Annotated in this window: 2 rRNA genes; both read right to left on the minus strand. The window is 51.9% G+C overall.

Annotated elements, in window-relative coordinates:
• Positions 1-2: 2 nt before the first annotated feature.
• Positions 3-118: ribosomal RNA gene (gene rrf / locus UR08_RS12940) — 5S ribosomal RNA — on the minus strand.
• Between the two features lie 79 nt (positions 119-197).
• Positions 198-3,130 (minus strand): 23S ribosomal RNA (locus UR08_RS12945).
• Positions 3,131-3,294 lie beyond the last annotated feature (164 nt).

A 3,294-nucleotide genomic window follows, 5' to 3' on the forward strand; every position in this document is an offset into this window, starting at 1 on the left:
TTGCCCGGCGGCGACCTACTCTCACAGGGGGAAGCCCCCAACTACCATCGGCGCGGAGAAGCTTAACTACCGTGTTCGGGATGGGAACGGGTGTGACCTTCTCGCCATAGCCACCAGACAAGGAATATGAAAGAACGTAGTTCTCTCAAAACTAGAGAAGAAAAGCGTGTAACCCTGAGAACCGGAAAGTTCTTTTTGAGGTTAAGTCCTCGATCGATTAGTATTTGTCCGCTCCATATGTCGCCATACTTCCACTCCAAACCTATCTACCTGATCATCTTTCAGGGATCTTACTTTCTTAAAGAAATGGGAAATCTCATCTTGAGGGGGGCTTCACGCTTAGATGCTTTCAGCGTTTATCCCGGCCGCACATAGCTACCCAGCGATGCTCCTGGCGGAACAACTGGTACACCAGCGGTGCGTCCATCCCGGTCCTCTCGTACTAAGGACAGCTCCTCTCAAATTTCCTGCGCCCGCGACGGATAGGGACCGAACTGTCTCACGACGTTCTGAACCCAGCTCGCGTGCCGCTTTAATGGGCGAACAGCCCAACCCTTGGGACCGACTACAGCCCCAGGATGCGACGAGCCGACATCGAGGTGCCAAACCTCCCCGTCGATGTGGACTCTTGGGGGAGATAAGCCTGTTATCCCCGGGGTAGCTTTTATCCGTTGAGCGATGGCCCTTCCATGCGGAACCACCGGATCACTAAGCCCGACTTTCGTCCCTGCTCGACTTGTCAGTCTCGCAGTCAAGCTCCCTTGTGCCTTTACACTCTGCGAATGATTTCCATCCATTCTGAGGGAACCTTTGGGCGCCTCCGTTACTCTTTAGGAGGCGACCGCCCCAGTCAAACTGCCCACCTGACACTGTCTCCCCACGCGCTAAGCGTGGCGGGTTAGAATGGTCATACAGCGGGGGTAGTATCCCACCAGCGCCTCCTCGTATGCTGGCGCACACGATTCAATGGCTCCTACCTATCCTGTACAAGCGGTACAAACATTCCATATCAGGTTGCAGTAAAGCTCCACGGGGTCTTTCCGTCCTGTCGCGGGTAACCTGCATCTTCACAGGTACTATAATTTCACCGAGTCTCTCGTTGAGACAGTGCCCAGATCGTTGCGCCTTTCGTGCGGGTCGGAACTTACCCGACAAGGAATTTCGCTACCTTAGGACCGTTATAGTTACGGCCGCCGTTTACTGGGGCTTCAATTCTGAGCTTCGCAAGAAGCTAACCCATCCTCTTAACCTTCCAGCACCGGGCAGGCGTCAGCCCCTATACGTCACCTTACGGTTTTGCAGAGACCTGTGTTTTTGCTAAACAGTCGCCTGGGCCTATTCACTGCGGCTCTCTCGGGCTTTCACCCTATCAGAGCACCCCTTCTCCCGAAGTTACGGGGTCATTTTGCCGAGTTCCTTAACGAGAGTTCTCTCGCTCACCTTAGGATTCTCTCCTCATCTACCTGTGTCGGTTTGCGGTACGGGCAGTCTTTCTCTCCTTAGAGGCTTTTCTTGACAGCGTGAAATCAGGGACTTCCGTACTTCATTTCCTTCCCCATCACAGCTCATGCTTCACAAGAAGCGGATTTGCCTACTTCTCACACTCACTGCTTGGACGCACACTTCCATCCGTGCGCTCCCTTATCCTTCTGTGTCACCCCATCGTCAAACAACAAAGACTGGTACAGGAATCTCAACCTGTTGTCCATCGCCTACGCCTATCGGCCTCGGCTTAGGTCCCGACTAACCCTGAGCGGACGAGCCTTCCTCAGGAAACCTTAGATATTCGGTGGAAGGGATTCTCACCCTTCTTTCGCTACTCATACCGGCATTCTCACTTCTAAGCGCTCCACTAGTCCTTCCGGTCTAGCTTCGTCGCCCTTAGAACGCTCTCCTACCACGAATCCCTAACGGGATTCATCCACAGTTTCGGTAATACGTTTAGCCCCGGTACATTTTCGGCGCGGGGTCACTCGACCAGTGAGCTATTACGCACTCTTTCAAGGATGGCTGCTTCTAAGCCAACCTCCTGGTTGTCTAAGCAACCCCACATCCTTTTCCACTTAACGTATATTTGGGGACCTTAACTGGTGGTCTGGGCTGTTTCCCTTTCGACTACGGATCTTATCACTCGCAGTCTGACTCCCGAGGACAAGTCAATGGCATTCGGAGTTTATCTGAATTCGGTAACCCGAGAGGGGCCCCTAGTCCAAACAGTGCTCTACCTCCATGACTCTTACCTCGAGGCTAGCCCTAAAGCTATTTCGGAGAGAACCAGCTATCTCCAAGTTCGATTGGAATTTCTCCGCTACCCACACCTCATCCCCGCACTTTTCAACGTACGTGGGTTCGGACCTCCAGTAAGTATTACCTTACCTTCATCCTGGACATGGGTAGATCACCTGGTTTCGGGTCTACGACCTGTTACTCCATACGCCCTATTCAGACTCGCTTTCGCTACGGCTCCGCTTTTTCCGCTTAACCTTGCAACAAATCGTAACTCGCCGGTTCATTCTACAAAAGGCACGCTATCACCCATTAACGGGCTCTAACTACTTGTAGGCACACGGTTTCAGGTACTCTTTCACTCCCCTCCCGGGGTGCTTTTCACCTTTCCCTCACGGTACTGGTTCACTATCGGTCACTAGGGAGTATTTAGCCTTGGGAGATGGTCCTCCCGGATTCCGACGGAATTTCACGTGTTCCGCCGTACTCAGGATCCACTCGGGAGAGAAGACCATTTCGACTACCGGGCTGTTACCGTCTCTGGCGGGCCTTTCCAAGCCGCTTCATCTATCGCCTTCTTTTATCACTCCACAATGAGTGTCCTACAACCCCAAGAAGCAAGCTTCTTGGTTTGGGCTCTTTCCGTTTCGCTCGCCGCTACTCAGGAAATCGAATTTTCTTTCTCTTCCTCCGGGTACTAAGATGTTTCAGTTCCCCGGGTCTGCCTTCCCTACGCTATGTATTCACGTAAGGATTCTATCCGACTAAAGATAGAGGGTTCCCCCATTCGGAAATCTCTGGATCAAAGCTTACGTACAGCTCCCCAAAGCATATCGGTGTTAGTCCCGTCCTTCTTCGGCTCCTAGTGCCAAGGCATCCACCGTGCGCCCTTCCTCACTTAACCTCATCCTTCTTTCGAAGGTGCTGTTGTGTTTTCATAAACGTGCGATCGCTTATGAAAACGGAAAGATTCTTTCTCGGCTTGATTCTCGGTTTTGGTTGAAGAAAAACCTACGGTTTCTCTTCGTCTTTTTACACTAACTTTTCTTATCTAGTTTTCAAAGAACA

This window comes from Listeria kieliensis (assembly GCF_003369925.1).
In the GTDB taxonomy this organism is placed as follows: Bacteria; Bacillota; Bacilli; order Lactobacillales; family Listeriaceae; genus Listeria; species Listeria kieliensis_A.